Here is a 21,620-nt window from a genome sequence, read left to right on the forward strand (position 1 = left end):
TATATTATTTAGTGTATCCGAAAGATAGGGGATGTATAAAGTGAAACTTCAATACTCCCCTTATGATTTTTACAGTTTTCACAAAAAATTCCTTATGAAAAAAAGAGGCAACTAGATCTTACCAATCTAGTTGCTCCAAGAAGTTATATACATCCTCATGTAGCTCGTCACGTTGTTTATCAAGTGTAATGACATGCGTAGAGTCTTCATACCATTTAATGTCTTTTAACGTAGATTCTACACCGTTATAAATAATGTTAGCACTATCTGTATTAATCATTTCGTCATGACGTGCTTGTACAACAAATGTTGGCGCATAAATCATATCCACATTGTTACGTACGTCAGCAATTAATTGTTGTAATGCTTTTAATGTATTCATCGGTGTCTTTTGGAATTCCAACATTTCTTGTTCAATTTGTTCAGGTGATTTTTGCTCACGTTTTTTATATTCGCGGGCATATGCCAATATACCTTGGTACATCGTTTCTTCGCTCTTAATATACATCGGTGCACACATTGGTACTACACCTAAAACCGGTACTGTATAACCTAATTTTAAAGAAAATACGCCGCCAAGTGACAATCCAACAACAGCAATTTTCTCAAAACCTTTATCTTTTAAAAGCTGATATGCCTCCGTTACATCTTGCCACCAATCTGTAGGCCCTGTATGAACAAGCTCTTCTGGTGGTACACCGTGCCCTTTATAAATTGGCGCATGACAAGTATAGCCCTTCTTTTCTAAGAAACGCCCTAACATACGTACATCAGCTGAGTTCCCTGTGAATCCATGTAGTAATAAAACAGCGCGGTCTCCACCCTCAAATGTAAATGGTTTCGGAGATGCTAATTTCATCATGTATTTCTCCTCTTTCTCTTCTGTAATCTAGTCGTATTCTTTCTATATCTAGTGTACCATATTTGTATTTCTATAATCTAATTAGAAACATCTTTCAAATAGCAAAACAAAAAAAGAAGAACCATTAGTACCATTCACTAACGCTTCTTCTTTCAATTTTATAAATTGAAGTACGTAACACCAATTGTTAATACAAAGAACAATACAGCTAAAACAATTGTAATACGGTTTAATACCGCTTCAATTCCACGTGCCTTTTGCTTACCAAATAATTGCTCCGCACCGCCTGAAATTGCACCTGAAAGGCCTGAGCTATTACTAGATTGCATAAGTACCATAACAATCATTAAAATCGATACAATAATAAGTAAAACTGATAATAACGTATGCACTTGGCGTACCTCCTACAAAGATTCAGTTATTGTAACTGTAGCATAAATTCTATAGAAAAGCGAGAGCTATAGGGGCGCTCTCGCTTTTCTTCTATTACATAAACATCATCGCAAATAACGGTCCAAGTAAACATGTCAAAATTGCTGTTAATGTCATTGTTACCGATCCAATAACACCTTCATGCTCATTATTTTTCATTGCTCTCATCACGCCCATAATATGAGAAGCACATCCAAATCCGATACCTTTACCAACTGAGTTTGTAACACGGCTCCATTTTAATAAAAGTGGGCCTGTAATCGTTCCAGTAATACCTGCGATAACAACGAAAGCTGCTGTTAAGGAAGGTACACCACCAACTTGTTCAGAAACACTCATCGCAACTGGCATTGTCACCGATTTTGGTAATGACGATAAGATTAAGCTTTTATCCGTTCCCATAAGTGAAGCAATCGCAAAATCACTAGCGATTGCAACTGTTGTACCTACTAATACCCCGCCAGCAATCGGTACAACATATTTTTGCAGAACATGACGTTGTTTATAAAGAGGAATTGCAAATGCTACAACACCGGGTCCAAGTAGCTTTGCAATCCAGCCACCACCACTTTCCATATAATGTTGATATGGTATATCAAGCACGATAAATAGGAAAGCCATTAATCCAGTTGCTACAAGCATTGGAATGGTGAATGGTGTTGGAAATAATTTATAGATTTTTTTAGATAATTGATATAATAGCACCGTAAAAAGAACCCAACCGACTCCGATTAATATTTGGCTCATCGCGACTCTCTTTCCTTCCTATTCGCAAGATATTGTCCTGTATGTCCTGCGACAATAATAATTAAAAATGTACTCGCTACAACTGTAATGAAAAGAGAAATTCCTTTACTCATAAAAAAAGCACCGTAATTCATTAGGCCAAGCGTTGGCGGAATTAATAAAAACGGCATAATAGCAACGAGTGTTTCTGCTCCTAAATCGAACCATTTCACTGGAAGAACTTTTAGGCTAAGTAAAACAAGTAAGAGGAACATTCCAATCAAACTTCCTGGAATTGGAATGTTTAACATTTCTTGCACCCAAGTTCCAACCATATAAAACACGTAAAGAGCAGCAATTTGGACAAGAATCTTTGTAAATTTCATGTTCATCATCCCTCATGTTTATACGATCTTCTGTTAATATCTTTATCATAGTATAAATTGTAAAAAGCTGCAATTTATCAACTTGACAGCAAAAACAGCCTATGTTATACGCTTACAACCTTGATATGACTGCATTTCTAAACAAAAATTATGTCAAAAACCTTGACCTAATATAAAAAGTTTTTATTTTCTGAATTTAAAAGACTATTATTTCAATAAAATAATCTTTTTATCCTTAAACTTACATATATATAAAGTGAAACTTTAATCATTGAGGTTTTCCTCATCCCCATTAATTATTAGCCCTCACCAAGCGGATTTGTACCGGATAAACAAGATAGGTGGTGAACATATGCCCAAAAAAGTTCTCATTTTTTGTGATCCTGGGATTGATGATACGATGGCTCTCCTCTTAGCATTCTTTATCGATGAAATAGAAATCGTCGGTATCGTTGCTGATTACGGCAATGTTCCAAAAAAAATGGCCGTAGAAAATGCTCATTTTTTTAATAACGAAACAAAGAATAGAAATATCAAGATATTCGGTGGTTCAGAACGTCCCCTTACTGGTGCCCCACCTGCGTTTTTTACGGATGTACATGGGAAACAGGGGCTCGGTCCAATTATTCCAAAGGTGAATGTGACTAACGGAGAAATGGAGAATTTTTTTGAAGTCATTCCTCTTATTGAACAGTATAAAGATGAATTAATCATTGTGAGTTTAGGAAGACTTACCTCCCTAGCAATTTTGTTTATCATGTGCAAACAGTTAATGAAACAAATTAAATCTTACTACGTAATGGGCGGTGCCTTTTTACATCCTGGTAATGTTACCCCTATTTCCGAAGCAAACTTTTATGGCGATCCTACTGCTGCTAATATAGTCCTTCAATCCGCAGTTAACATGTACATATACCCATTAAACGTCACTCAATACTCCATCATTACACCAGAAATGGCAGAATACATTGAGGCAAAAGGAAAAGCTCCACTTGTCAAACCGTTATTTGATCATTATTACTACGGATATTATAAAGACGCCCTACCACATTTAAAAGGCAGCCCTTTCCATGACACAATGCCAATACTCGCTTTATTTGATAACTCTATGTTCACGTATCATAAATCACCTATTGTTGTCATGACAGAATCCTCTGCACAAGGAGCAAGCATAGGGGAATTTCGCTCTTTAGTGAACCAGAAGCCATTTATTGATTGGCCGGTTCATCAAATCGCAATTGATTTTGACTATAACCGCTTCTTCAAACATTTCATGTCACTTATGACGGGTGAACAATTTTAGCATAAAAAAACAGACCGTGATTTCTCACGGTCTGTCGTTTATTTCCTACAATTATCGTTTGATGTTATAGAAAGATTTGATACCATCGTAAACAGCGATTTCGCCTAGTTCGTCTTCGATGCGTAATAATTGGTTGTACTTAGCAATACGGTCAGTACGGCTCATAGAACCAGTTTTGATTTGGCCAGCGTTAGTTGCAACTGCGATGTCAGCGATTGTAGCATCTTCAGTTTCACCAGAACGGTGAGATACAACTGCTGTGTAACCAGCACGTTTAGCCATTTCGATAGCTTCGAAAGTCTCAGTTAAAGTACCGATTTGGTTAACTTTAATTAAGATTGAGTTAGAGATACCTTTTTCGATACCTTCAGCAAGTTTTTGAGTGTTAGTTACGAATAAATCGTCACCAACTAATTGTACTTTATCACCGATACGCTCAGTTAATAATTTGTGACCATCCCAGTCGTTTTCGTCTAAACCATCTTCGATAGAGATGATTGGGAAGTCTTTGCAAAGCTCTTCATAGAAATCAACCATTTCTGCAGAAGTTAAGCCAGTACGGCCTTCGCCTGCAAGGTCATATTTACCAGTTTCTTTGTTGTAGAACTCAGAAGAAGCAACGTCCATTCCTAAGAATACGTTCTCGCCAGCTTTGTAACCAGCTTTTTCGATAGCTTCGATGATTACTTCTAAAGCTTCACGGTTAGAACCAAGGTTTGGAGCGAATCCACCTTCGTCACCTACTGCAGTGTTAAGACCTTTGTCATGTAATACAGCTTTAAGTGCATGGAATACTTCAGCACCCATACGGATTGATTCTTTGAATGTTGGAGCACCAACTGGTAAGATCATGAACTCTTGGAAGTCAACGTTGTTATCAGCGTGAGAACCACCGTTGATGATGTTCATCATTGGAGTTGGTAATTGTTTTGCATTGAATCCACCAAGGTAACGGTATAATGGAAGACCTACGAAGTCAGCTGCTGCGTGAGCTACTGCCATAGATACACCAAGGATAGCGTTAGCGCCTAGTTTACCTTTGTTTGGAGTGCCATCTAATTCGATCATAGCACGGTCGATACCAGCTTGGTCAGTTACATCGAAACCTTCGATTTCTGGAGCGATAATTTCGTTAACGTTGTTTACTGCGTTAATAACACCTTTACCAAGGTAACGAGATTTGTCACCGTCACGTAATTCTACTGCTTCGTGTTCACCAGTAGATGCACCACTTGGTACGATAGCGCGTCCGAAAGCGCCGCTTTCTGTATAAACTTCTACTTCTACAGTTGGGTTACCACGAGAGTCAAGGACTTCGCGAGCATAAACATCAATAATTGTTGGCATAATAAATTCTCTCCTTTTTATATAAGCAAATTATTTAATAATTGTTTTACCTGTCATTTCTTTCGGTTGTTCCACATTTAAAAGTGTAAGCATTGTTGGAGCGATATCTCCTAAAATACCACCTTCACGAAGCTCTACATCATTTTTTGTAACGATGAAAGGAACCGGGTTAGTTGTATGAGCTGTCATAGGACCACCATCAGCAGTTAACTCCTGATCAGCATTACCATGGTCAGCAGTAATAAGTGCTACACCATCTTTTGCAAGAATCGCTTCTACAACTTTTCCTAAACATTCGTCAGTTGCTTCTACTGCTTTAATTGTTGGTTCCATCATCCCAGAATGGCCAACCATATCACAGTTCGCAAAGTTAAGAATGATAACATCATGTTTATCATTTTCGATTTCATTTACTAAAGCGTCCGTTACTTCGTAAATGCTCATTTCAGGTTTCAAGTCATACGTTGCAACCTTTGGTGAGTTAATTAAGATACGTTCTTCTCCTGGGAATTCAGCCTCACGACCACCGCTAAAGAAGAATGTAACGTGCGGATACTTTTCAGTTTCCGCGATGCGAAGTTGCTTTAATCCCGCTTGCGCAACAACTTCACCTAAAGTGTTATCAAGGTTCATTGGCTTGAATGCCACGTATCCATCTACAGTTTCACTGAAGTGTGTCATACATACGAATTCTGGAATGTGAGGTACTTTTTCACCACGATCGAACTCACGGAAGTCTTCGTTTGTAAATACACGAGCAATTTGAATTGCACGGTCTGGACGGAAGTTATAGAAGATAACTGCATCATCATCATTGATTGTTGCAACTGGCGTGTTATCTTCGTTAACAATTACAGACGGCAATACGAATTCATCATAGATACCGTTAGCATAAGAGTCTTCTACACACTCTTCTGCTGATTTATAAGTAGGGCCTTCACCATTCACCATAGCACTGTAACATTTTTCTACGCGATCCCAACGCTTGTCACGGTCCATAGAGTAATAACGACCAGAGATAGTCGCGAATTGTCCTACTCCTGTTTCTTTAATTACTTCATTCGTTGCATCGATATAACCTTTTGCTGTTTGTGGTCCAACATCGCGGCCGTCTAAGAATGCATGGATATAAACTTTCTCCACGCCTTCTTTTGCTGCTAAGCGAAGAAGAGCAAACATATGGTTCATGTGACTGTGCACACCACCGTCAGAAAGTAAACCGAATAAATGAAGTGCAGTACCTTTTTCTTTTACGCTTTTAATTGCATTTTGAAAAGTTTCGTTCTTATCGAACTCACCTTCACGAATTGCAACGTTAACGCGTGTTAAGCTTTGATATACTACGCGGCCAGCACCGATATTTAAGTGACCAACCTCAGAGTTACCCATTTGACCTTCTGGAAGACCTACTGCCTCGCCACAAGCTGTAAGCGTTGTGTGAGGGAATTTGTTCCAGTAACCATCAAAATTAGGTTTCTTAGCTTGTGCTACAGCATTCCCGTAAGTTTCTTCACGAAGTCCGAAACCGTCAAGAATGATTAAAGCTGTTGGCTTTCTCATTTTACCGCCCCCAGAAGACCTAAGAACGAAGCAGGCTCTAAGCTAGCACCGCCAACTAAAGCGCCGTCGATGTCAGATTGTGCCATATACTCTTTAATGTTTTCTGGTTTTACGCTACCGCCGTATTGGATACGAACAGCTTCTGCAGCTTCTGGAGAAACAGCTTCTGCAACAACTTTACGGATGTGCGCACATACTTCGTTTGCATCTGCAGAAGAAGAAGATTTACCTGTACCGATAGCCCAGATTGGCTCATAAGCGATAACAGTTGCTTTAACTTGCTCTTCTGTTAAACCTGCAAGTGCTTTTGTCACTTGACCTGCTACTAGATCAAATGTTTTTCCGCTTTCGCGCTCTTCTAAAGTCTCACCACAACATACGATTGGTGTTAAACCATGTTCAAATGCTGCGATAGTCTTTTTGTTTACTGACTCATCTGTTTCAGCAAACATTTCACGACGCTCAGAGTGGCCAAGTACTACATAGCCAACTTTTAAGTCGCTAAGTGCTACTGGGCTAATTTCGCCAGTGAATGCACCATTTTTTTCGAAGTGCATGTTTTGTGCACCTACTTGTAAGTCAGTTCCTTCAGTTGCTGCTACAAGGCGCTCTAAGAATAGAGCTGGAGAGCAAACTACTGCATCAACAGCTGAAGCTGCTGGGATTTGACCTTTAACTTCCTCTACGAAGCTAACTGCTTCAGATAGAGTTTTATTCATTTTCCAGTTACCTGCGATAATTGGTTTACGCATGCTTTGCACCGTCCTTTTTCTTTGGCTGCTACTTATTTGTCGTTAAGACAAACTACACCTGGAAGCTCTTTACCTTCCATGAATTCTAATGACGCACCGCCGCCAGTAGAAATGTGGCTCATTTTATCAGCCATACCGAATTTTTCAACAGCTGCTGCAGAGTCACCACCGCCGATAACAGAGTATGTATCTTCTGCATCTGCTAATGCTTGTCCTACTGCTTTTGTACCTTCTGCGAATGGAGTCATTTCGAATACACCCATTGGTCCATTCCATACAACAAGCTTAGAATTTTTAATTACATCTGCATAAATTTCACGTGTTTTAGGACCGATGTCCACGCCTTCCCAGTTAGAAGGGATAGAGTCGATACCAACGATTTTAGTTGTTGCAGTTTCAGAGAATTCCTCAGTGATTACAACATCAACTGGCATGTAGAAGTTTACGCCTTTTTCTTTTGCAAGTTGCATAAATTCTTTAGCTAGTTCGATCTTGTCGTCTTCACATAGAGATAGACCAATTTCATGACCTAAAGCTTTAACGAATGTGTAAGCAAGTCCACCACCGATGATTAAGTTATCTACTTTGTCTAATAGATGACGAATTACACCGATTTTATCTTTTACTTTTGCACCACCGATGATAGCTGTAAATGGACGTTCTGGGTTAGAAAGTGCTTTACCAAGTACATCTAACTCTTTTTCCATTAATAGACCAGATACTGCTGGTAGGTAGTCTGCGATACCTGCTGTAGAAGCGTGAGCACGGTGAGCTGCACCGAATGCATCGTTTACGAAGATGTCAGCAAGTGCTGCAAATTCTTTCGCAAGTTCTGCATCGTTCTTTTCTTCGCCCGCATAGAAACGTACGTTTTCAAGAACTAATACGTCGCCTTCGTTCATTGCTGCAACCATTTCTTGTGCAACTGGTCCGAATGCTTCGTCCGCTTTTTTAACGTCTTTACCAAGAAGCTCGCCTAAACGTGCTGCTACTGGAGTTAAACGCATTTCTTCTACTACTTGACCTTTTGGACGGCCTAAGTGACTTGCTAAAATAACTTTCGCACCTTGCTCTACTAAATATTGAATTGTAGGAAGAGCTGCACGGATACGAGTTTCATCTGTAATTTTGCCTTCTTTCATAGGTACGTTGAAATCAACGCGGCAAAATACACGCTTACCTTTTAAATCTACGTCACGAATTGATTTTTTGTTCATTGGATTTCCCTCCGACTACTAGTTAGGATTGACAAAACCCACTCAAAAGCTTAACACATTTGCTTTTAAAACGAAAGAAGAGAGAGAGGGAACAAACCCTCTCCCTCGTTTTGTCATTGATAACTTATATAATTAAGAATTAAAGACCTTTTGAAGTCATGTAAGCTGCTAGGTCTACTACGCGGTTAGAGTAACCAGTTTCGTTATCGTACCAAGAAAGTACTTTAACCATGTTACCTTCCATTACCATTGTAGATAATGCATCGATTGTAGAAGAAGCTGTACATCCGTTATAGTCGATAGATACTAATGGCTCTTCGCTGTATCCAAGGATACCTTTTAATTCGCCTTCAGCTGCTGCTTTGAATGCTGCATTTACTTCTTCAACTGTTACTTCTTTGTCAAGTTCAACAACTAAGTCAACTAGAGAAACGTTAGCAGTTGGAACACGTACAGCGCCACCGTTTAATTTACCTTTAAGTTCTGGTAATACTAATGCTACAGCTTTAGCTGCACCAGTAGATGTTGGGATCATGTTTTCAGCTGCTGCACGAGCACGACGTAAATCTTTGTGTGGTAAGTCTAAGATTTGTTGGTCGTTAGTGTAAGAGTGAATTGTTGTCATCATTCCGCGTTTTACGCCGAATTTTTCGTTTAATACTTTAGCGAATGGAGCTAGACAGTTTGTAGTACAAGAAGCGTTAGATACTACGTTGTGGTTAGCTGCATCGTATTGTTCGTGGTTAACACCCATAACTACAGTGATATCTTCGTCAGAAGCTGGAGCTGAGATGATAACTTTCTTAACTGATCCACCTAAGTGTTTCTCAGCATCTGATTTTTTAGTGAAACGGCCAGTAGATTCTACTACTACTTCTACTCCGTAGTCGCTCCATGGTAATTGAGCTGGGTCACGCTCAGCGATAACTTTAATTTCTTTACCGTTAACAACGATGCTGTTTTCGTTAGCAGATACTTCTGCATTTAAAGTTCCGTGAACTGTGTCATATTTTAAAAGGTGAGCTAATGTTTTAGCATCTGTTAAGTCGTTGATTGCTACTACTTCTACCTCAGAGTTGTTAAGAGCTGCGCGGAATACGTTACGTCCGATACGTCCAAATCCATTAATACCAATTTTAGTCATTTGAATTTCCTCCTTGGGGGATTATATTAAAGGGTAAAACCCTTTGTTAACTGTTTTGCTGCACCTTCATCTGTAATTAGAATTGAAGTGTGCCCTTGTTTAATTACAGCCTGTATTGCTTTTGCCTTTGAAGAACCTCCAGCGACTGCAACAACGTGAGATACATTTTGTAAGTCCTCTAGTTGCATACCAACCGTTCTTACTTTATGAACAACATTTCCTTCTTCATTAAAGTAGTAACCGAAAGCTTCGCCAACTGCTTCGCTTGCCTGAATCTTTAACCAATCTGCTTCTGAAGTACTTCTGCGACGTGCCATTGTTAACGCATCACCTATTCCATGAATGACGATATTGGAAGATCGAATCAACTCAAGAACTTCTTTCACGGAAGGCTCTGTCACAATAGACGCATATGCTTCGCTACTAACATGGTCTGGAACATACAATAAGCGATAATTACTCATCGTATTTTGCGCCATCTTGGCACAAATGGTATTGGCTTCTAATTCAACACCTTCTCCAATTCCACCACGTGCTGGGACAAACAGCATATGTAAATCTTTGCAATCAAGTTGCATCATGTCCGCAGCAGCAGCTAGCGTAGTTCCTCCAGCCACAGCAACGATATTATTCGCTGTCAGACGGTCTTTTATACAAGTCACACAAGCACGGCCCATCTCCAGTTTGACCCAAGGTGATTCATCACTATCACCAGGGACAACGAAAACTTCATCCAAGTCTAATGTTTCCTTAAGTTGCTTTTCTAAAACCTTTAACCCGGAAATTTCTTTCATAAAGTCTTCCAAAGCAAGAACTAAAGCTGTTCCTTCTTCTGTCAAAGTCATTCCAGAAGAAGCGACGTGAACTAAGTTTTGTTCTTTCAAAACTTGAACTTCACTTCGCAATACTCGTTCTGTCATACCGAGACTTGCTGATAAGTTTCTTCTTCCAATCGGCTGCATGAGCCTAATGTATTGAAGAATTTGCATTCTCGTTTGCATAACAGGTAGCAGATCAGGTAATAATTTTTTTGTGTTCTGAATCCATGAGCGCATATCTTTTCTCCTCACTACATCGGTTCATTTTCCCTCGTGGTCACTTTACGTCCCGTAGTGACATTTTGTGTCCCACATAGGTTAAAAAAATAATCCCTGCTACGTGTATTATTGTAACAGGAGATAGAAACTTATTCAACTCTTAACTGCATTCTTTATATAGTTTATTATGACACCTTTGTGAATGTTACCATATTCTACTTGTTTTCCGTCCATTTCTACAACCGGAATCATTAAGTGATATTTTTCTAAAAGGTCATTATCTTCATATATATCTATTTCCTCGATTTGAAAAGAATATTCACATTGTACTTCCTGTAAAACTTGTTTCGCCTTCACGCAAAGGCCACAATCTTTTTTAGTATACAGTACAACTTTCATCTTCTTCACCTATCCGATCGTTTTTCGTAATGACGAAGCTGGGATATGCATTTGTTCTCTATACTTCGCCACTGTTCTTCGAGAAATAACAATTTCATGCTCTTCTTCTAATAATTTTGAAATCTTTTGATCTGAAAGTGGCTTTTTCTTATCCTCTGCCCCAATTAGCGTTTGAATAAATTGTTTTACACGTTTTGTAGAAACTGCTTCATCTTCAGTCGTCGAAACGGCATTGCTAAAGAACGATTTCATCTCAAATAAACCGTGTGGTGTTTGCACATATTTATTTCGCGTCGCACGACTAATTGTCGATTCATGCACACTTAACTCTTCCGCTACCTCTTTTAAAGCGAGAGGTCTTAAATACTCTGGACCTTTCCAGAAGAAATCACGTTGTTTTTCCATAATAATAGTCATTACTTGCAGCAATGTCTGTTTTCTCTGCTTCAAACTGCGCATAATCCACTGCACATGCTGATACTTTTCTGATACGTAAGATGCTACTTCACTTTCACTATTATTAAGAAGCGCACTATATTCAGAATGAATTTCAATTCTCGGCATATTTCTCTCATTCATTTGTAAAACGAGGCGATCGCCATCTTTTTTCACCGCCATATCAGGTACAATGTAAAGTGGTTTATCTGAAGAAAACGCAAGACCTGGTTTTGGTTGTAATGACGTTATACAATTTACCGCAATCTGCAATTCCTCATTACTACACTTCAACACTTGAACGAGCTTTCGCCAATCTTTCTTCACAAAATAAGCGAAATGATCTTCTACAACCTCTTCTGCTAATCCATTACGTCTTTGTAAGCGCTTCAATTGTAAGGTTAAACATTCCTGAATATTACGCGCCCCTACCCCTGCTGGCTCCAGTGATTGGACAAGCTCTACAGAACGGTCGACTACATGAATATGTGCAGAAAGGAGCTCTGCTAACTCTTCATTCGTTTCTTGTAAATATCCATTTCCATCCATGTTCATAATAATGAAAGAAGCTACTTTTCGCTCTTCTTCATCTATTTTATAATACTGTATTTGATTTAATAAATGTTGCTGAATCGTTGTAGAATCCACACTGTAGATCTCCATCTGATTCTCGACTTGTTTGCTGGTACTTTTACTGTTGTTAGAGCTCTTTTTCTTCTCCCTCTCAAAACCACCTAACTCAATAAGGGGATTCTCTAACGATTGCTCATACAAAAACTCCGATAATTCTTGTACATTATACTGGAGCATTGTAATCGCTTGCCTTAACTCTTGTGTCATTGCCAAACGTAAGCTTTGTTCTTGTAAAAGACTTGCCTTCAAACTAATCTCCCCCTTGTTTCTATTGTACAATAAGTTTGGTAAAAGGAGAATCCTCACGCAGACACCCATTCCAAAATATTATTAATTTATATGTATTAATGAGATTTACAACTTACAACCGAAATTTGAATAATATTGAAAGAAAATAATAAAATTAAAAATTATTATCAAGTACTAATAGTAAATCTTATTACTAGATATAACAAGAGGTAAATAAAAAAAGTCCTAACCTACAAAACGTAAGTTAGGACTTTTTGACGCGCCCAGAGGGATTCGAACCCCCGGCAGACGTGGTACCGGAAACCACCGCTCTATCCGACTGAGCTATGGGCGCATGATTATAGAAAACACTTCATTTTCTTCTCATAATAATAGCAATAAAATCCATCTAAATCAATAAAAATATCCCCGTAATACCTTATGCATCTTAGCTAAAAGCATATAAAATCCATTCCACCCCTAAATTTTCCAATCATAAATTCTCCCCAACTCACAAATTATAATCTTTGAATTGATATTCCAAAGGGGGCTTCATTCAATGACTGTAATTACAAAATTAAAGCAGACTGTTTCTGGATTAAAAAGTGCACAAGCTAGCTTAGAGGGATTCGCTCTTGATACGGATAACCAACAAGCTAAGCAACTTTTCCAAACAGCTGCGCAGCAAACACAAACGATTATCGATTCTTTAAACCCACGTGTTGAAGAAGTCCAACAAGAAGAACCACAATACTCACAGCAATAACGAATCAGTCTTGCTGTGAAATAGAAAAAGGATGATATGCAGTCATCCTTTTTCTATCACATTACATATTGCAATAGAAATGGAATGATGATTATGCGAAAGATTGGACTTATAACCGCGTTATTTATACTTCTATTTAGTTCTTTTACCGGTTGTGATCATAGCCCATTAGATAAAAAGGTAAGGAAAGAAGAAACAAAACGAACAGAAAAAGAAAAGGGTCCAAAATTAACAAAGATGAGTACAGAATCCTTTAATCAATCTATATCGCAAGGAGCTAAGAAAAAGGCCCTCGCTATGGATGAAATTATAAAAAGCGCAGCAGTGAATTCAAATTTAGATCTCTACATAGCGGTTATACCTGAGCATCATGAAAGGTTTGGATTAAAACCTTTGCGCAAGAAACTTCAAAAGCAACTAAGTGATGAATATCCTACTTTCGATGTTCGTGTTAGTACAGATAAAAAAATCTTTATGTTACTCGAAAAGCTTGCAAACAAAATTAAGAAAAAAGAAGTATCTAAAGATGAGATCAAAAAACAGTTAAAGCTAATCGGATCAGAAATGGAATCTAACACTTAACGCTTTCGAATAGAAAAGGAAGGATTGCAATGTCAAGTAAAGATAAAAACTTAACCCCTGTACAACAGGAATACAAAAAATTTGAGCAAGAACGCGAACCGAAACGCCCTGTTCTAAAAAATTGTTTAAAGGCCTTTTTCGTTGGTGGTTTTATCTGCCTAATCGGGCAACTGATATCAACTTTTTATATTACGTATTTCGATTTTACCGAACGCTCAGCAGGAAATCCAACAGTCGCAACTCTCATTTTTATCTCAATGTTGCTAACCGGATTCGGTGTATACGATCGTCTCGGTCAGTTTGCAGGTGCTGGAACAGCTGTACCTGTCACTGGATTTGGTAACTCTGTTATCTCCGCGTGTATTGAACACCGAACGGAAGGTTTTGTACTTGGTGTCGGCGGTAATATGTTTAAACTAGCTGGTTCTGTTATTTTATTTGGTGTATTTTCCGCTTTCGTCATCGCACTTATTAAAACTATTCTCGTTCAATGGGGAGGGCTATAAATGTTACAAGGACACCGAACGTGGGTATTTGAAAACAAACCAGTCATTATTTCAACAGGGGTTGTCGGTGGACCATTTGAAGCAAAGGGGAACATCCCAGAAGACTTCGATATCCTTCATGAAGATTTATGGCTCGGACAAGATTCCTATGAAAAAGCACATAAGATTTTATTCGAAGAAGCTTGTAGTCGCGCTACTGAAAAAGCAGAGCTTCGTAAAGATGATATTCAATTCGTACTCGCAGGAGATTTAATTAATCAAATTACTCCAACAAGCTTTGCTTGCCGCACACTTGGGACTCCTTATCTCGGATTATTCGGGGCTTGCTCTACTTCTATGGAAGGTTTAGCACTTGGGGCAAGTATCGTAAATGCAAAAGGTGCAAAATATTTATTAACTGGAGCTTCAAGCCATAATACAGCTGTAGAAAAACAGTTCCGCTACCCTACCGAATACGGTGGACAAAAGCCGCCTACTGCACAGTGGACAGTAACCGGAGCAGGAGCCGCTATTTTAAGCGATACTGGACACGGTCCAAGAGTAACCTCTGCAACAATCGGCCGAGTGGTTGATATGGGATTAACGGATCCGTTTAATATGGGAGGCGCAATGGCTCCAGCTGCAGTTGATACAATTGAAGCCCATTTACGTGAACGTCAAATTGATGCCTCTTACTACGATTTAATCGTAACAGGTGATCTCGGACATGTAGGACGCGAAATTGCTTATGACTTACTACATAAACACGGAACGAAAGTAACGAGCGAACAATTTCAAGATTGCGGAATTATCATTTATAGAGAAGGACAACCTGTCATAGCTGGTGCTAGCGGACCTGGATGTTCCGCAACAGTCGTATACGGTCATTTATTAAACCGAATGAAAAGAGGAGAGTTCAAAAAAATACTTGTCGTTGCGACAGGCGCTTTACTATCTCCACTTACATTCCAACAAGAAGAAACAATTCCGTGTATCGCTCACGCCGTTTCGATTGAATTTGGAGGTGCAACGCAATGATTTTTTTCTGGGCTTTCGTCATTGGCGGACTTATATGTGTAATCGGCCAACTTATGTTTGATGTCGGCAAACTAACACCTGCTCATACAATGGCAACACTCGTTGTTGCTGGAGCTATATTAGATGGATTTAATTTGTATGAGCCATTAATTGATTTCGCTGGAGCCGGGGCAACTGTACCTATTACAAGCTTTGGTAATGCCCTCGTTCATGGCGCAATGGAAGAAGCTGCAAAACATGGCATCGTTGGCGTTATTACCGGCATGTTTAAAGTAACGAGCGCCGGTGTATCAGCGGCTATTATTTTCGGCTTCATTGGAGCATTGTTATTCAAACCGAAAGGATAAGAGGTGTTTATATGACTGTTATCGCTAGCGTAAAAACTTGCCTTGCTAGTGTAAGGGGCGCTCAAGCAAGTTTAAGCTCCCTTTCATTAAATTCACAAGACGAAGAATCAAAACGCGTATTTCATGAATGTATGTTAGAAATGGACAGCGTCATCGCTGATTTAAAGGATAGAATTTCAGTATTAGAACGTGAAGAACCTCAATATAAAGGGTTTTAAGTAGACTGGAGGAAACGACTATGTCTCACCTGCCGGAATGGACACTTGTCATTCTTCGCTCTGTATTCATATTAATTATTTTATTCGCTATTACGAAATGGTTAGGGAAAAGACAAATCTCTCAGCTTTCCTTTTTTGAATACATAGCCGGAATGACGATTGGTGACATCGCTGCCCAAGTATCTACAGGGCTCGATTCAAAATTTTTTCACGGCGTCTTTGCGATACTCATTTTCGCTGTGGTACCTTTTTTAACAGGAATCCTCTCTTTAAAGAACAAAACAGCTCGGGACTTCTTTGAAGGGAAATCTACCGTATTAATAAAAGACGGAAAGATACTCGAAGATAACTTAAAGAAAGAAAAATATACGAGTGACGAATTACTGGAACTTCTCCGTGGAAAAAGTGCGTTCAGCGTAGCTGAAGTCGAATTTGCTGTCTTAGAACCGAGCGGAGAATTAAATGTATTATTAAAGAAAGATTCCCAGCCACTTACAGCAAAAGATATCGGTTTAAAAGTACCAAACGAGAAAGAACCACAAACTGTTATTATGGATGGAAATGTACTAGATGAACCTCTTTCAGCAAGCGGACATAACCGCGCTTGGCTACATTCAGAATTAGAAAAACTCGGTGTTGTTATTGAAAATGTCTTCCTCGGTCAAGTGGATTCATACGGACAACTTACTATCGACATTTACAATGACAAACTCCAAATGCCTTCTCCTCAAAATAAACCTTTATTATTAGCATCTTTAAAAAAATGTCATGCTGATCTTGAACTATTTTCCCTAGAAACAAAGTCGAAATCAGCAAGCGAAATGTATAGTAAAAACGCGAAACAAATCGAAAAGATTTTAAATAAAGTAACCTATCTTTTAAAAGACTAATTATCGAAAGAACGCTTCAGTTAAAAGGCGTTCTTTTCTTTTTTCTCCAGTTTTCATAACGTTTAAATTTATGTAATTCGGTTATGATGTTGAAGATACATAAGCAGGGAATTTCGAAAACATAGCGAATATTTCATGGTACAACTACATATTTTTTTGATTTAAAGTGGTTTCGTTTGACCTTTATTGACCATAATTGTATTATAAGACTAAGAAAGCTTTATAAGGAGGAAATAACAGATGAATTTAATTCCTACAGTAATTGAACAAACAAATCGTGGAGAACGCGCTTACGATATTTACTCTCGACTATTAAAAGACCGCATCATTATGCTTGGTAGTGCAATTGATGACAACGTAGCTAACTCAATCGTTTCCCAGCTTTTATTCTTGGAATCTCAAGATCCAGAAAAAGATATTCACATCTACATCAACAGCCCTGGTGGTTCTATCACAGCAGGTATGGCAATCTATGATACAATGCAGTTTATTAAACCACAAGTATCAACAATCTGTATCGGTATGGCAGCATCTATGGGTGCATTCTTACTTGCAGCAGGTGAAAAAGGAAAACGTTATGCACTTCCAAACAGTGAAGTAATGATTCACCAACCACTTGGCGGAGCACAAGGTCAAGCGACTGAAATCGAAATCGCTGCAAAACGTATCCTATTCTTACGTGAAAAACTAAACCAAATTCTTGCTGACCGCACTGGTCAACCACTTGAAGTACTACAACGCGACACAGACCGCGACAACTTCATGACAGCAGAAAAAGCTTTAGAATACGGTTTAATCGATAAAATCTTTACAAATCGTTAATAACTAAAAGCGAAAGCGGCTCGTTTAGAATCGCAGGTCGCTGGAGCTGGATACAACTAAAAGTGGAAGCGCCCTATAATTGGGCGCTTCTTTTATATATTGTTCCCCGCTCACATACCCCATCCAGTATCTCTCTAAATATATCAGCGATTTTTCAAATATATCGAACGCAACTCCGATTATATCGGCGATTATTTTAATATATCGACGTTTCGACATAACTTATCGACTTACCGACAATTCTCGACAAGCACGTACCCCTTAAATACCCCTCCTCGCTAATTCGCACAGACAACAAAAAAGCTATCGCATATACGCGATAGCTTTTTATTGTACATATGCAGCTAATGCTTCTAAAGCCTCTTCTGCATCTGAACCTTCTGTTGTAATTGTTATCATGCTCCCAGTTCCAATTGCTAAGCTCATAATCCCCATTATGCTCTTTGCATTTACTGTCTTTCCATCTTTCTCGATGAAGATATCTGCATGAAAGCGATTTGCCTCTTGTACAAACAACGCAGCCGGACGTGCTTGTAAACCGTTTTTTAATGAAACCTGAACTCGTTTTTGAACCACAGCTCCATTTCCCCTTTAACCTCTTATTTTTTTGCTACCGTTTCCCCCGCGCGTAATTTCTCTGCAATTTCATCGATTTTACGCAAACGATGATTAATACCCGACTTACTAATCTTCCCCCCGGATACCATCTCACCTAACTCTTTCAATGTTACATCTTGATAATCTCTTCGTAATTGTGCAATCTCTTGTAGTTTATCCGGCAATATATCAAGACCAACTGTCTCATCAATGTAACGAATATTTTCAATCTGCCTTAGTGCTGCACCAATTGTTTTATTTAAATTAGCTGTTTCGCAGTTCACTAAACGATTTACAGAATTACGCATATCACGTACGATTCGAATATCTTCAAATCTTAAAAGTGCATTATGAGCACCTATAATATTTAAAAACTCTGTAATTTTTTCTGCTTCTTTCAAATACGTAATGTACCCTTTTCTTCTCTCCAGCGTCTTACTATTTAAATCAAATCCGTTCATCAGTTCACATATAGCATCATTATGTTCCTTATATAACGAAAAGATTTCTAAATGATAAGATGATGTTTCTGGGTTATTTACTGAACCACCTGCTAAAAATGCTCCGCGTAAATACGATCGTTTACAACACTTCTTCTCAATTAATTCTTGTGATATATTTCGAATAAATGAAAAGTCATCTCGAACAATATGAAGATCAGCTAATATTTCGCGAGACTTCTCAACAAGCCGCACAATATATACATTATTTTTCTTCAATCGCATTTTTTTACGAACAAGTAATTCTACCGTCACGTCATATCCTTTTTTCAAAAGCGTATAAATCCTTCTTGCAATTGCCGCATTTTCCGTTTGAATATCGATAGATAGACGACGGTTTGAAAAAGAAAGCGACCCGTTCATTCGAAGTAACGCTGATAATTCTGCTTTCTCACAGCATTCCTTCATCTCAAGATTCGTCAACTCTTTCTTTGTTTCTGATGCAAATGACACAGTCAACACCTCCTTATACGATTATTATGAAACAAAATTCTTGTCCTATATGAATGAGGAGCGCTACCTCAAACGAGGCAACGCATATTTATAACAATGAATATAAAATGGAAGCTAACTTTAACGTATCATGCCTTACAACATGATCATCATACTTCGCTAATCCCTCTTGAATAACATCAATATTATTTTCAACAAAACGTTCTTCATCCACTACAACTGGTGTAGACATTTCTTCATCATATAACTTACGTAATTCACAAGGAATCTCACGGTTATTTACAATTGCAGTATTGATAAATGGTTGCCCTAAATGATCGTGTAACGCCTGCACATGATCAAAAGCAGTATATCCCATCGTTTCACCCGCTTGTGTCATAACGTTACATACATATACCTTCTTCGCCTTTGCAGCAAGAACTGCGTCTCCAATTTTGTTAACAACTAAATTGGGTAATATACTCGTATACAAACTTCCTGGGCCGAAAACAAGTAAATCAGCTCGTTTAATCTCAGCCAACGTTTCATGCAATGGCTCTACATCTTCTGGAGTTAAAAAGACGCGATTAATCTTCTTTCCGTAATAAGGAATCTTTGATTCACCTGTTACAATTTCTCCATCTTCAAGTTCCGCATGAAGTACCGCACTTTGATTCGCTGCTGGTAATACACGTCCTCTGACATTTAATACTTTACTTGTTTCCGTAATTGCATGGAAAAAGTCTCCTGTAATCGAGGTCATACCTGCCAATAATAGATTTCCTAACGCATGACCTTTCAGTCCGTCTCCTGTTGTGAAACGGTGCTGAAATAAAGCTTCCACCAGTGGCTCTACATCCGATAACGCAACAAGTACGTTACGGATGTCACCTGGAGGTGGAATTTCTAGCTCATCACGTAATCTACCCGAACTACCACCATCATCAGCGATTGTAACAACTGCTGTAATATCAACAGGATATTGCTTTAATCCTCTTAATAAAACAGAGAGTCCAGTTCCGCCTCCCATGATGACAATTTTAGGTTTTCTCTCTTTTTTCATCCCTTAATGGCCCTTTCTCTTCTCCACATCACGATGAGATACATGAACACTATACTCTGGTTTCAAATGTTTCCCAAGGTATTCTGTAAGCGTAACAGAACGATGCTGTCCACCTGTACATCCAATTGCAATTACAAGTTGACTTTTGCCTTCTCTTTTATAATGAGGCAGCATGAAAGTAATCAGATCCGTCAACTTCTCTAAAAACTTATGTGTCTCATTAAATTTCAGTACATACGAAGAAACTTCTTCATCTAGTCCTGTTAATGGCTTCATGTGTGGAATGTAATATGGATTTGGTAAAAAACGAACATCAAATACTAAATCTGCATCAATTGGAATACCGTACTTAAATCCAAATGACATAACATTTACACGAAATGCTTGCTCAGTTTCTGTTGAGAACAAGTGAACAATTTTTTCACGTAATTCTTTCGGTTTTAAATCCGATGTATCAAGCACAATATTCGCTCGTGCCTTCATATCTGTTAATAAATTGCGCTCTGCTTCGATTCCCTTTAACGGCAAACCAGTTGGTGCAAGTGGATGCGAACGTCTCGTTTCTTTATAACGAGTTACAAGCGTACTATCTTTCGCATCTAAAAATAAAATATGAGGAATAATCCATGTACGTTCTGATAAATCATCAAGTGCTCCCCATAAATGTTCGAAAAACTCTCGGCCACGTAAATCAATACCAAGTGCCACTTTATTCATTTTCCCTTTTGAATCCGCCATAAGCTCAATAAACTTTGGCAATAACATCGGTGGTAAATTATCTACACAAAAATATCCTAAATCTTCAAAACTTTGTAAAGCTACTGTTTTTCCAGCTCCAGACATCCCTGTAATAATTACCATTTTTATATCATTATTCTCTGTCATCGTATCCTCTCCTTGACGGTTTAACTCGGATCTAATCGATATGAAAGCAACTCAAAATCTGGGGTATATACAAATGTACCGTAGATTATGCCATTTCCTTTAATTAAATAATCAATAATGTGATAATCTCCTGGCGCCATTGCTAAATCATCAATTTTATCAAATGTATGCCAACCAATGATGCCTTCTTCGCTCTCTAGTTTGTTTTCTCCTGCAAAATCTGTCGCTAAAAAGGAGAACATCATCCATTCAGAAACAACTTTATCACCTTCTTGGATGACAAAGGTGAAGACCCCCTTTAACGCTGGGTTTTTCAAATAAATACCTGTTTCTTCGCGATATTCGCGAACAACGGAATCTCTTACAGTCTCACCACGCTCCATTTTCCCGCCTGGTGCAACCCACCAATTCCGGCGAGGTTTTTGGAGTAAGAGTACTTCATTATCTCTAATTAACACACAGTTTGTCACTCTTTGCATGTTTCTTCACCTCAGCTACTTGCAGTAAAATTCCTCACTGCATACTTCTTTCATT

26 protein-coding genes and 1 tRNA gene are annotated in these 21,620 nt (G+C 38.5%); 9 read left to right on the plus strand and 18 right to left on the minus strand.

What is annotated here, in order from left to right; all coding sequences use genetic code 11:
* Nucleotides 1–118 precede the first annotated feature (118 nt).
* The 4 genes from estA to AB6801_RS13115 form a co-directional block, all read right to left on the minus strand.
* Nucleotides 119–859 (minus strand): carboxylesterase, encoded by a 741-nt coding sequence (gene estA, locus AB6801_RS13100; RefSeq protein ID WP_000761986.1) that lies wholly within the window; start codon nucleotides 857–859, stop codon nucleotides 119–121.
* A gap of 161 nt (nucleotides 860–1,020) precedes the next feature.
* Nucleotides 1,021–1,254: a preprotein translocase subunit SecG gene (gene secG / locus AB6801_RS13105; RefSeq protein WP_000557264.1), complete on the minus strand. Its 234-nt coding sequence runs from the start codon at nucleotides 1,252–1,254 to the stop codon at nucleotides 1,021–1,023.
* Nucleotides 1,255–1,348: 94 nt separating this feature from the next.
* Entirely contained in the window at nucleotides 1,349–2,041 is a 693-nt protein-coding gene (locus AB6801_RS13110) for an LrgB family protein (protein ID WP_000078309.1), read from the minus strand.
* The gene (locus AB6801_RS13115; RefSeq protein WP_000673222.1) at nucleotides 2,038–2,406 is read right to left on the minus strand and encodes a CidA/LrgA family holin-like protein; all 369 of its coding nucleotides are present in this window, start codon (nucleotides 2,404–2,406) and stop codon (nucleotides 2,038–2,040) included. Before AB6801_RS13115 ends, AB6801_RS13110 begins: the two co-directional genes overlap by 4 nt.
* Before the next feature lie 352 nt (nucleotides 2,407–2,758).
* Here AB6801_RS13115 and AB6801_RS13120 point away from each other — a divergent pair, with 352 nt between their 5' ends.
* The gene (locus AB6801_RS13120; RefSeq protein WP_001125050.1) at nucleotides 2,759–3,709 is read left to right on the plus strand and encodes a nucleoside hydrolase; all 951 of its coding nucleotides are present in this window, start codon (nucleotides 2,759–2,761) and stop codon (nucleotides 3,707–3,709) included.
* A gap of 51 nt (nucleotides 3,710–3,760) precedes the next feature.
* On the opposite strand, the gene eno is transcribed toward AB6801_RS13120, so the two are convergent.
* The 9 genes from eno to AB6801_RS13165 form a co-directional block, all read right to left on the minus strand.
* Nucleotides 3,761–5,056 (minus strand): phosphopyruvate hydratase, encoded by a 1,296-nt coding sequence (gene eno, locus AB6801_RS13125; RefSeq protein ID WP_001142111.1) that lies wholly within the window; start codon nucleotides 5,054–5,056, stop codon nucleotides 3,761–3,763.
* A gap of 30 nt (nucleotides 5,057–5,086) precedes the next feature.
* Nucleotides 5,087–6,616: a 2,3-bisphosphoglycerate-independent phosphoglycerate mutase gene (gene gpmI / locus AB6801_RS13130; RefSeq protein WP_001231158.1), complete on the minus strand. Its 1,530-nt coding sequence runs from the start codon at nucleotides 6,614–6,616 to the stop codon at nucleotides 5,087–5,089.
* Nucleotides 6,613–7,368, minus strand: a complete 756-nt coding sequence (gene tpiA, locus AB6801_RS13135) for a triose-phosphate isomerase (protein WP_001231038.1) — start codon at nucleotides 7,366–7,368, stop codon at nucleotides 6,613–6,615. The genes gpmI and tpiA overlap by 4 nt, the downstream gene beginning before the upstream one ends.
* Nucleotides 7,369–7,400: 32 nt before the next feature.
* Entirely contained in the window at nucleotides 7,401–8,585 is a 1,185-nt protein-coding gene (locus AB6801_RS13140; protein WP_001036350.1) for a phosphoglycerate kinase, read from the minus strand.
* Between the two features lie 139 nt (nucleotides 8,586–8,724).
* Nucleotides 8,725–9,729 carry a type I glyceraldehyde-3-phosphate dehydrogenase gene (gene gap / locus AB6801_RS13145; protein ID WP_000161236.1) on the minus strand — a complete coding sequence of 335 codons (1,005 nt, stop codon included), beginning with the start codon at nucleotides 9,727–9,729 and terminating at the stop codon, nucleotides 8,725–8,727.
* Between the two features lie 26 nt (nucleotides 9,730–9,755).
* The gene (gene cggR / locus AB6801_RS13150) at nucleotides 9,756–10,784 is read right to left on the minus strand and encodes a gapA transcriptional regulator CggR (RefSeq protein WP_001258185.1); all 1,029 of its coding nucleotides are present in this window, start codon (nucleotides 10,782–10,784) and stop codon (nucleotides 9,756–9,758) included.
* A gap of 135 nt (nucleotides 10,785–10,919) precedes the next feature.
* The gene (locus AB6801_RS13155; RefSeq protein ID WP_000869730.1) at nucleotides 10,920–11,165 is read right to left on the minus strand and encodes a glutaredoxin family protein; all 246 of its coding nucleotides are present in this window, start codon (nucleotides 11,163–11,165) and stop codon (nucleotides 10,920–10,922) included.
* Nucleotides 11,166–11,174: 9 nt separating this feature from the next.
* A complete protein-coding gene (gene rpoN, locus AB6801_RS13160) occupies nucleotides 11,175–12,482 on the minus strand; it encodes an RNA polymerase factor sigma-54 (protein ID WP_000647952.1) in 1,308 nt (435 codons plus the stop codon).
* A 258-nt stretch (nucleotides 12,483–12,740) separates the two neighbouring features.
* Nucleotides 12,741–12,816 (minus strand) — tRNA-Arg (locus tag AB6801_RS13165).
* A gap of 204 nt (nucleotides 12,817–13,020) precedes the next feature.
* On the opposite strand from AB6801_RS13165, the gene AB6801_RS13170 reads away from it, so the two are divergent.
* The 8 genes from AB6801_RS13170 (at nucleotide 13,021) to clpP (ending at nucleotide 17,609) form a co-directional block, all read left to right on the plus strand.
* A complete protein-coding gene (locus tag AB6801_RS13170; RefSeq protein ID WP_000216166.1) occupies nucleotides 13,021–13,227 on the plus strand; it encodes a DUF1657 domain-containing protein in 207 nt (68 codons plus the stop codon).
* Between the two features lie 93 nt (nucleotides 13,228–13,320).
* Nucleotides 13,321–13,809 (plus strand): YhcN/YlaJ family sporulation lipoprotein, encoded by a 489-nt coding sequence (locus AB6801_RS13175; protein ID WP_087948320.1) that lies wholly within the window; start codon nucleotides 13,321–13,323, stop codon nucleotides 13,807–13,809.
* 29 nt (nucleotides 13,810–13,838) lie between these two features.
* Nucleotides 13,839–14,315 (plus strand): stage V sporulation protein AC, encoded by a 477-nt coding sequence (gene spoVAC, locus AB6801_RS13180; RefSeq protein WP_000095408.1) that lies wholly within the window; start codon nucleotides 13,839–13,841, stop codon nucleotides 14,313–14,315.
* The gene (gene spoVAD / locus AB6801_RS13185) at nucleotides 14,316–15,332 is read left to right on the plus strand and encodes a stage V sporulation protein AD (RefSeq protein WP_000938972.1); all 1,017 of its coding nucleotides are present in this window, start codon (nucleotides 14,316–14,318) and stop codon (nucleotides 15,330–15,332) included.
* Nucleotides 15,329–15,679 carry a stage V sporulation protein AE gene (spoVAE, locus tag AB6801_RS13190; protein WP_000575919.1) on the plus strand — a complete coding sequence of 117 codons (351 nt, stop codon included), beginning with the start codon at nucleotides 15,329–15,331 and terminating at the stop codon, nucleotides 15,677–15,679. Before spoVAD ends, spoVAE begins: the two co-directional genes overlap by 4 nt.
* 11 nt (nucleotides 15,680–15,690) lie before the next feature.
* Nucleotides 15,691–15,897 (plus strand): DUF1657 domain-containing protein, encoded by a 207-nt coding sequence (locus AB6801_RS13195; RefSeq protein ID WP_000215909.1) that lies wholly within the window; start codon nucleotides 15,691–15,693, stop codon nucleotides 15,895–15,897.
* A 20-nt stretch (nucleotides 15,898–15,917) separates the two neighbouring features.
* The gene (locus tag AB6801_RS13200) at nucleotides 15,918–16,787 is read left to right on the plus strand and encodes a DUF421 domain-containing protein (RefSeq protein ID WP_000018924.1); all 870 of its coding nucleotides are present in this window, start codon (nucleotides 15,918–15,920) and stop codon (nucleotides 16,785–16,787) included.
* Nucleotides 16,788–17,027: 240 nt separating this feature from the next.
* Nucleotides 17,028–17,609, plus strand: a complete 582-nt coding sequence (gene clpP, locus AB6801_RS13205) for an ATP-dependent Clp endopeptidase proteolytic subunit ClpP (RefSeq protein WP_001049162.1) — start codon at nucleotides 17,028–17,030, stop codon at nucleotides 17,607–17,609.
* Between the two features lie 327 nt (nucleotides 17,610–17,936).
* Here clpP and AB6801_RS13210 read toward each other — a convergent pair whose 3' ends face one another.
* From AB6801_RS13210 to AB6801_RS13230, 5 genes are all read right to left on the minus strand, one after another.
* On the minus strand, nucleotides 17,937–18,185 hold the full coding sequence (locus AB6801_RS13210) for an HPr family phosphocarrier protein (protein ID WP_000250307.1): 249 nt from the start codon (nucleotides 18,183–18,185) through the stop codon (nucleotides 17,937–17,939).
* 23 nt (nucleotides 18,186–18,208) lie between these two features.
* Complete coding sequence (gene whiA, locus AB6801_RS13215) at nucleotides 18,209–19,159, minus strand: DNA-binding protein WhiA (RefSeq protein WP_000006560.1); 951 nt, start codon at nucleotides 19,157–19,159, stop codon at nucleotides 18,209–18,211.
* An 88-nt stretch (nucleotides 19,160–19,247) separates the two neighbouring features.
* The gene (locus AB6801_RS13220) at nucleotides 19,248–20,201 is read right to left on the minus strand and encodes a gluconeogenesis factor YvcK family protein (RefSeq protein ID WP_000712186.1); all 954 of its coding nucleotides are present in this window, start codon (nucleotides 20,199–20,201) and stop codon (nucleotides 19,248–19,250) included.
* A 3-nt stretch (nucleotides 20,202–20,204) separates the two neighbouring features.
* Nucleotides 20,205–21,086, minus strand: a complete 882-nt coding sequence (rapZ, locus tag AB6801_RS13225; RefSeq protein WP_000138459.1) for an RNase adapter RapZ — start codon at nucleotides 21,084–21,086, stop codon at nucleotides 20,205–20,207.
* Nucleotides 21,087–21,106: 20 nt separating this feature from the next.
* Nucleotides 21,107–21,565 carry an NUDIX hydrolase gene (locus AB6801_RS13230; protein WP_001190080.1) on the minus strand — a complete coding sequence of 153 codons (459 nt, stop codon included), beginning with the start codon at nucleotides 21,563–21,565 and terminating at the stop codon, nucleotides 21,107–21,109.
* Nucleotides 21,566–21,620 lie beyond the last annotated feature (55 nt).

The sequence above is a fragment of the Bacillus sp. RCC_6_1 genome, assembly GCF_041360755.1.
GTDB classification, from domain to species: Bacteria; Bacillota; Bacilli; order Bacillales; family Bacillaceae_G; genus Bacillus_A; species Bacillus_A cereus.

Coding starts and splice junctions, on each gene's coding strand:
- AB6801_RS13155 (WP_000869730.1), bottom strand. CDS start 11,165: ATGAAAGTTGTACTGTATACTAAAAAAGATTGTGGCCTTTGCGTGAAG.
- rapZ (WP_000138459.1), bottom strand. CDS start 21,086: ATGACAGAGAATAATGATATAAAAATGGTAATTATTACAGGGATGTCT.
- gpmI (WP_001231158.1), bottom strand. CDS start 6,616: ATGAGAAAGCCAACAGCTTTAATCATTCTTGACGGTTTCGGACTTCGT.
- spoVAD (WP_000938972.1), top strand. CDS start 14,316: ATGTTACAAGGACACCGAACGTGGGTATTTGAAAACAAACCAGTCATT.
- clpP (WP_001049162.1), top strand. CDS start 17,028: ATGAATTTAATTCCTACAGTAATTGAACAAACAAATCGTGGAGAACGC.
- AB6801_RS13120 (WP_001125050.1), top strand. CDS start 2,759: ATGCCCAAAAAAGTTCTCATTTTTTGTGATCCTGGGATTGATGATACG.
- estA (WP_000761986.1), bottom strand. CDS start 859: ATGAAATTAGCATCTCCGAAACCATTTACATTTGAGGGTGGAGACCGC.
- spoVAC (WP_000095408.1), top strand. CDS start 13,839: ATGTCAAGTAAAGATAAAAACTTAACCCCTGTACAACAGGAATACAAA.
- AB6801_RS13170 (WP_000216166.1), top strand. CDS start 13,021: ATGACTGTAATTACAAAATTAAAGCAGACTGTTTCTGGATTAAAAAGT.
- eno (WP_001142111.1), bottom strand. CDS start 5,056: ATGCCAACAATTATTGATGTTTATGCTCGCGAAGTCCTTGACTCTCGT.
- AB6801_RS13110 (WP_000078309.1), bottom strand. CDS start 2,041: ATGAGCCAAATATTAATCGGAGTCGGTTGGGTTCTTTTTACGGTGCTA.
- AB6801_RS13220 (WP_000712186.1), bottom strand. CDS start 20,201: ATGAAAAAAGAGAGAAAACCTAAAATTGTCATCATGGGAGGCGGAACT.
- gap (WP_000161236.1), bottom strand. CDS start 9,729: ATGACTAAAATTGGTATTAATGGATTTGGACGTATCGGACGTAACGTA.
- AB6801_RS13140 (WP_001036350.1), bottom strand. CDS start 8,585: ATGAACAAAAAATCAATTCGTGACGTAGATTTAAAAGGTAAGCGTGTA.
- AB6801_RS13115 (WP_000673222.1), bottom strand. CDS start 2,406: ATGAAATTTACAAAGATTCTTGTCCAAATTGCTGCTCTTTACGTGTTT.
- AB6801_RS13200 (WP_000018924.1), top strand. CDS start 15,918: ATGTCTCACCTGCCGGAATGGACACTTGTCATTCTTCGCTCTGTATTC.
- AB6801_RS13175 (WP_087948320.1), top strand. CDS start 13,321: ATGCGAAAGATTGGACTTATAACCGCGTTATTTATACTTCTATTTAGT.
- spoVAE (WP_000575919.1), top strand. CDS start 15,329: ATGATTTTTTTCTGGGCTTTCGTCATTGGCGGACTTATATGTGTAATC.
- AB6801_RS13195 (WP_000215909.1), top strand. CDS start 15,691: ATGACTGTTATCGCTAGCGTAAAAACTTGCCTTGCTAGTGTAAGGGGC.
- AB6801_RS13230 (WP_001190080.1), bottom strand. CDS start 21,565: ATGCAAAGAGTGACAAACTGTGTGTTAATTAGAGATAATGAAGTACTC.
- cggR (WP_001258185.1), bottom strand. CDS start 10,784: ATGCGCTCATGGATTCAGAACACAAAAAAATTATTACCTGATCTGCTA.
- tpiA (WP_001231038.1), bottom strand. CDS start 7,368: ATGCGTAAACCAATTATCGCAGGTAACTGGAAAATGAATAAAACTCTA.